Here is a 6,752-nt window from a genome sequence, read left to right as displayed (position 1 = left end):
ACGCCTGCTGTAGCACCGGCAACATTTCATGCGCATGATCTTGTTCGATCAGCCCATGGGCCATCAGCAAGTGATCTGCGACGAGTTCGAGCGTCGAGCCCGGAGGTGTCGTCGCGTTCATGGGCGGCGGAACGAAGCGCGCGAGCGTGCCGTAGGCGGTCAGAGGTTCAGAGCCGCTGGTACTGATCTCCGTCAACGATCCGAGATAGCCGAGGAAGGTGTGATCCGGCGGCCCGTAGGAGGGTATGGCACCGATCAGGACCCAGGCGTAGCTCCCGTCAGCCCGGCGCAGCCGCAGGCGCAAGCTGTACTCGCTCTGCTGATCTCTGGCGCTGCGCAGGAAGGTGACTGCTGTTTCACGATCGTCGGGGTGTACGCGCTCGAACCAGCCATGCTCAACGGCATCAGAGGCTGCCTGCCCGGTGAAGGTGCACCATTCCGGACTGACGTAGCTCACCCCACCGGTCGCGCTTGTGACGAAGATCATCCGGTATGCTCCTGCGCAACTCTTACTAGGGCGCTAGGAAACGAGCGCGGATTTTCATCGATAGGCCACCTTCTCCCGGCATGTCGAATGCTGGCGTTCCGGAATACGGTACATCTTACCTATGCCTGACAAGGGCGTACTACGAATGGTTCGCATGGCCATGCCAGCATGCCAAGAGAGGAACCACAACGCTCTCGGGCGTACTGGACGGCGCGCTCATCCTTGAACCGGGAAGCCCATGATGACGGCGGTCATCACCATCGTGCGCCGCAGTCCCGGCGTGGTGGCCTCCTCCGCAAGCAGCTTCTTGGCGTGCGGGTGCATCTCGATCGCCTTGGCCACGTCGATGGTGTGCCCAGACTTGAAGGCGGACGGCTCGGCGTTCTCGTCCCTCAGGTAGGCAGCCGTCGCCGCCTCGATCTCGTCGTCCGTCACCTCGGACTTGCGTCGCAGGTCGCCGACGCTGGGGATCTCTTTGGCCATGCCGGGGAGCTATAGTGGCTCCCCTCCCCCGTCCACCACCGCGCCCGTGATGACACCTGTCGAGATCATGCGCACAGTCCTCATCGCCGTGATCGCGCTGGTTCGGTTCGGCCCTGACGTCATCTACGCGGCGCACCGCGCGGTCCCGCAGCCAGACATGACACGTCAGACGACCACGTCCGGGTGGATTGTCAGCCCGCCCGCGGTCGTGGTGATACGACCGCCGACGCTTTGAGGCGCATCAGCAAGGGGGCCGCCCCTGCTAGGGAGGCCTGCTTACTTGGCGGTCTGCGGGGCTGTTGCAGGACCGGCAGGCTCAGAGTCGAGCAATGATGTGTTCCCCAGTGACTGATGACCAGGAGGCCCTCAGCTCACGGGAATGTGTGCAAGCTCGAACTTTATTGCTAATATTGATAAAATCTCAAGCAAAACAATATCACGTAAGGAACGGTTGGTCGGGCTATCAGCATTAAATTGCCAACTCAGATCGAGTCAGCAATTATTTTAGCCAAATTTTGTTTCTTAGAAATAAATAGATGCATTGTTTGTTTCTAATTTTCCCGGCTTTGCCTTGTTATTGAGCGTATTTTTGTTGCCAAGCGGCCACATATTTTCCGAACTCTACATGCGTGGGATTAGACCTCATTGTTCAATCGTGCTCGCTCGCTCATGCTGATGATGCATCCGGGCGTCCCAAAGCGAGAGCCCGCACGAGCCTGCCTTCGAATGCAGGTCGAGATGCATCTTGCGGCGAGATCCGGGAAACGGGCGCTGCCGCACCACGGGTCTCGAAGCTTTGAGGATGTCGATGAGGTTCTTGAAAAGCTCGCTGCTTGCGTCTGCTGCAGCATTCATGGCGGTGGGGGCAGCCCATGCCGCCGACCTACCGGTCAAGAAGGCGGTCCCGATCGAGTACGTCCGGGTCTGCGGCGCCTATGGGGCTGGCTTCTTTTACATCCCCGGTACTGACACATGCATCCGTATCGGGGGGCGCGCCCGGTTCGAGGGTGGCTTCCAGCCCAGCTACACCCGCCAGAACGGCACCAATAGCGGCGACACGTCAGGCTACCAGGGCCGCCTGCGGATCAACCTCGATGCCCGCACGCAAACTGCCTACGGCACCCTGCGCGCCTTCGTGCGCCTCGATGCAGGCGCTCGCACTGGCTACTCTGGCGTCGGCACCTCCGGCACCCAGCAACGCATCGGCCAAGCATTCCCCGGCCTCGGCATCGATCAGTTCGGCCGTGATCAGCAGTACGTGAACGTAGATAAGGCGTTCATTCAGTTCGCGGGCCTGACCGCCGGTCGAGCCTCTTCGTTCTTTGACTTCTACGCCCACGACTTCGAGTTCGCTAGCGCCACCCTCGGCTCAGACGTGGCCTCTACCAACTTGCTCGCTTACACGGCGACCTTCGGCAATGGTTTGTCAGCGACACTGTCGATCGAAGACCCGGTCTTCCGTCGGACGCCGATCTTCTCGCCGACGAACAACCCGGCCGGTGTCACGGTCAACGCCAGCGTCGCGAACTTCGCGCAGAGCAATTCGCCAGCGCCAGTGTTCATCGGCTACACCAACGGCGTTCCAACCCGTTACAGCCAAGTTGACGTGATCCAGCGCGAGCGGATGCCTGACTTCGTCGGTGTTCTGCGCGTCGATCAAGCCTGGGGCTCGGCTCAGCTCTCAGCCGCCACGCACGAGTTGAACGTCGGCGACGTCGCCAACGGCGCTGGCACGGGAACGGGCTCGAACGTCAGTATCCCGCATACCAATAATGTGTACGGCTGGGCGGTACAGGGCGGCTTGAAGATCAACGCGCCGTTTATTGCGCCGGGGGACTCCCTCTACCTGCAAGGCGCCTATGGAAATGGCGCACAGATGTACACCGGGTACTGCGCGTATACCGGTTGCTACACACAGAGCACCCAGACCATTCAGGGCCAAAAATTCAACCAATATTTTGCAGATGCGACGATCAATCCGTTCACTGGTCAGATGGAAACGTCTACGAGCTTCACGACTACGATCTCGTACCTGCACTACTGGACCCCGGAATGGCGCTCGGCCTTCTTCGGTTCGTATGGTGAGCAGAGCTTCTCGAATGGTGCCCGCCTTGCGCAGGGCGCTATCTTCAACCTAGTAAACCCCAACGGCACGAATGCTTTCGGCTCCAACGCCGTCGGTGTTCCGGGAACTCGGTTCTATCAGCTGAGCCAAGCGTTGCGCGACACCTATCAGTTCGTCGCTGGTGGCAGCATCATCTGGTCACCGGTCAAGGATCTCGATATCGGCGTCGAGGCCTTCTACACGCAGATTGGTTTGAAGAGCGGCCGCGCCATCGACCTCGACAAGAGTCCGACGGCCTATTCCAACATCGCTGCCATCAACAACGGCACCTTCGCTGCTGCCACCGCCACGAAGGACTCGATTTCGCAAGTTCGCTTCCGCGTGCAGCGCGACTTCTAATTCCAGATCGAGACCGGTTCTCCTCCAAAGCTTCCCGGTCTTGATGTCCCCGTGCAAAGGGACCTAACTAGCCCGGCCGCAAGGTCGGGCTTTTTTGCATTTTACAAAGCTTCTATGCATGCACCCTGATCGGACTGCGTCAATCAACACGACTTCACGGGCATTCGAGCCAGAGGCTCGTGAACTGCGGGGAACAGTTATGACAGCCGGATAAGGGTTTTAGGTCAACGAGGCATCGTCAGAAATATTCTGAAACGCTTCTCGCAATATTGTGAACCAGTGCGAGTAGTGATGTGCGCGTTGGCACAATCCATTCGTGATGAGGTAAATGCGATCGGATCGATGATTGCCGATTTGTGTTGGATGGCACCCAGGGATATTCCCCTGATGCTTCTGTAGGGTGTTTGTTGTGAACAAGATCGTTTTTGGTGCAGCTGTCGCAATGGTTCTCGCGACCCCCGCCGTCGCACAAGTAGTGGTTGAAACACCGACCAGCACGACCGTTGTGGTTCCGCCGGGCGCGCCCGGCGTAGTCACCCGTCAGTCTGGCTCGACCGGCGACGAAGACGCTTTCACCTATTCGCCCACGGGCCGAGCTGAAGATGGCATCTCGACGGACTCAGCGGCCGCAGGCAATGAAGCGCAGCCCACACGCGTTGGCTCAACCGGAAGCGGCGGTAGCAAGTAATGATTTAGGCGCGGGCATGGGACTTGCTTTGACCTAGGTATTCTTCGCTTGTTAATGCGCCTAGGAGTTGTTTTAGCCCGCCCGGTCCGCCGGCGCGGGCTTCTTCGATGACATGGCTGACCATGTTGTCGAGTCCCTGGGACCTATGCCTTGCAACTGGCATACAGCGCGCCGGTTCGACTACTCATGTGAGACTTGGTGATCGATGCTTGACCGCCCAATCATCGGCCTCGCTGTGTGGCTCTCGAAGCCGACCGGCTTCCTGGCCACCTGCTTCACGGTCGCTGCGGGCCTCGGCTCCGGCGCTCTCCTCAGCTTCAACGACCACTGGGCGCTGGTCTTCAACCTTTTCCTATCTATCGCCGCCATGCTCCTGGCGGGCGTCATCTTGGTGGCGGGAGCCGAGATACCGCTGCCATCCAAATCAAGCTCGATGAACTCCTCCGCGCTGTCGAGAACGCGGATGATCTGCTGGTCGGGATTGAGGAACGCAGCGCCGAGGAGCTTGAGCTGATCCGGAAGGACAAGGCGCCAACGCCACGCTCGAACTGAGTGGCCGCCCGTCGCCGGGTGGCGAACCCGTCCCTCAGCTATCGGTCTCGCTGATGTAGTCCGCCCAGACCGGCGTCTTGAGTGTGCCGACGAATGCCGCGTGGCGTGACCTGACCGGCTGGTTTTGGACCGGACTGATTGAGAGGATCAGCCTGGACCGGAGGAGCTGGGGATGAAGCGAGGACAGAGGCCGAGCGCGGAGCAGGTCGTGCTGATGCTGCGCCAGATTGAGGTACAGACGGCACAAGGCAAGAGCATCGCCGTCGCCTGTAAGGAGGTAGATGTCTCTGAACAGAGCTATTACCGCTGGCGTAAGGAGTATGGTGGTCTGAAGGTCGATCAGGCTAGGAAGATGAAGGATCTAGAGCGTGAGAACGCTCGGCTTCGCCGCCTGGTAGCGGATCTGTCTTTGGAAAAACAGGTACTGGCGGACGTCGCCTCGGGAACCTTGTAGCCCCCCGAGCGACGCCGGCAGGCGGTCGACGGCATCCGGGAGAAGTACAATCTCTCGGAACGTCACGCCTGCCGGATCGTCGGCCAGCATCGAGGCACGCAGCGCTACGTGTCCACGCTGCCGGCCGACGAGGATGCGCTGACGCGTGCAATCCTCGCCCTGGCGTCCGAGTACGGACGCTACGGCTACCGCCGCATCACCGCGCTGCTACAAGCGGACGGCTGGCAGGTGGGCAAGGATCGGGTTCATGGTTCGACAGGCTCACCATGAGGGCATCTGGCGTCGTGAGGGGCTCAAGGTCCCGCAGAAGCACCGACCGCGCAGCCGCCTGTGGCTGAACGATGGATCCTGCGTGCGACTGCGCCCACTCCATCGCAACCACGTCTGGAGCTTCGACTTCGTCCAGGCTCGGACCCACGACGGACGCTGGCTTCGGGTCCTGACGCTGATCGACGAGCATAGCCGGGCTTGTCTGACGCTGAAGGTGGCGCGACGCATCAACAGCGTGGGCGTGATCGAGGCGCTGGCCGACGCGATGTGCCTGCACGGCATCCCGGAACACATCCGCTGCGACAATGGCCCGGAAATGATCTCGAAGGCGTTGCGCAAATGGGTTGCTAAAGCCGGAGCACAGATCCAGTACATCGCGCCGGGCTCGCCGTGGGAGAACGGGTACTGCGAGAGCTTCAATGGCAAGCTGCGTGACGAGTGCCTACGCCAGGAGATCTTCTACTCGCTGAAGAAGGCGCAGACCGTGATCGGTCTATGGCAAACCACTTACAACCGCGTCCGACCGCATTCGTCCTTGGGCTATCGACCGCCCGCGCCCGTCAGCTGCCCGGATCTGGCCTTACGGCTACCCATGGCCGCGACCATGCAGTAAACTCTCATTTGGCTCGGTCCAAAATACCGGTCAGGTCACCTTTGCCGAGCGTCTGCCGGGCCTCCTCGACCGCTACGCTCAGAGAACCTGCCGGCTGGCCGATGCTCAGGTTCGGACCGCGCTGGCGCTCGGTGCCACACCCGCCGCCCGGCTGCGGTCGCGGATCGGTGGCATCTCCTGCTCAATGCCCGACAGATGGTCGAGCGCTGGCTCGCCCGCGTCCATCCGCGTCTGAAGCTGTTGCCGGCCGTGGCCCCCTCATCGATTCGGCGCGTCACGCCCTACCCGCGCGCACCGTCCGAGATGCTCGCGCGGGCCGCGGCCCGCGGTCGATGGGAAGCCGCCTATGACGACGTGCGTCGCCGCCATGCGGAAGGACACTCGCTTCGGCGCATCAATCGCGAGACGGGCTTGGCCCGCGCCACGGTGCGCAAGTACGCCTTCGCCGCGAGCTTTCCCCGGAACGGCATGCGCGAGCCGAAGCCGAGCATGCTCGATCCTTATCTCTGGCATCTGCATGGCCGCCTCGATGAGGGCTGCGAGAATGCGGAGCAGCTCTGGCGCGAACTTCAGGGTATCGGCTTTGCCGGCACCTCGAAGCAGGTGCATCGCTGGTTGTCCGAGCGGCGCGCAGGCCTGGCCGGAACGACTATCCGGTCGTCGCCAGCACCGACCGACACCCGTGTTCTGACCTCCACCGCATCACCCCTGGCCTCATCCAAGCAGCTGTCCTGGTATCTC

General features: G+C 61.2%; 4 protein-coding genes and 2 pseudogenes. 4 read left to right on the top strand and 2 right to left on the bottom strand.

Translation table 11 applies throughout. The features are described from left to right. Window positions 1-487: PAS domain-containing protein (locus BM228_RS32980; protein ID WP_092047359.1), on the bottom strand; the 487-nt coding region annotated here is incomplete at its 3' end. Window positions 488-703: 216 nt separating this feature from the next. Next, window positions 704-970: a hypothetical protein gene (locus tag BM228_RS32975; protein ID WP_092047489.1), complete on the bottom strand. Its 267-nt coding sequence runs from the start codon at window positions 968-970 to the stop codon at window positions 704-706. An 808-nt stretch (window positions 971-1,778) separates the two neighbouring features. On the opposite strand from BM228_RS32975, the gene BM228_RS32965 reads away from it, so the two are divergent. The 4 genes and pseudogenes from BM228_RS32965 to BM228_RS32945 all read left to right on the top strand — a co-directional run. Further along, a complete protein-coding gene (locus BM228_RS32965) occupies window positions 1,779-3,434 on the top strand; it encodes a porin (protein WP_092047485.1) in 1,656 nt (551 codons plus the stop codon). 925 nt (window positions 3,435-4,359) lie between these two features. Next, window positions 4,360-4,674, top strand: a complete 315-nt coding sequence (locus BM228_RS32955; protein ID WP_092047483.1) for a low affinity iron permease family protein — start codon at window positions 4,360-4,362, stop codon at window positions 4,672-4,674. Between the two features lie 172 nt (window positions 4,675-4,846). Then, window positions 4,847-6,011, top strand: a pseudogene (locus BM228_RS32950) (IS3 family transposase). A gap of 147 nt (window positions 6,012-6,158) precedes the next feature. After that, a pseudogene (locus BM228_RS32945) lies at window positions 6,159-6,752 on the top strand (ISL3 family transposase); the annotation flags it as partial.

Source organism: Methylobacterium pseudosasicola, from assembly GCF_900114535.1.
In the GTDB taxonomy this organism is placed as follows: Bacteria; Pseudomonadota; Alphaproteobacteria; order Rhizobiales; family Beijerinckiaceae; genus Methylobacterium; species Methylobacterium pseudosasicola.
This window is presented reverse-complemented; position numbering and strand designations above follow the sequence as displayed.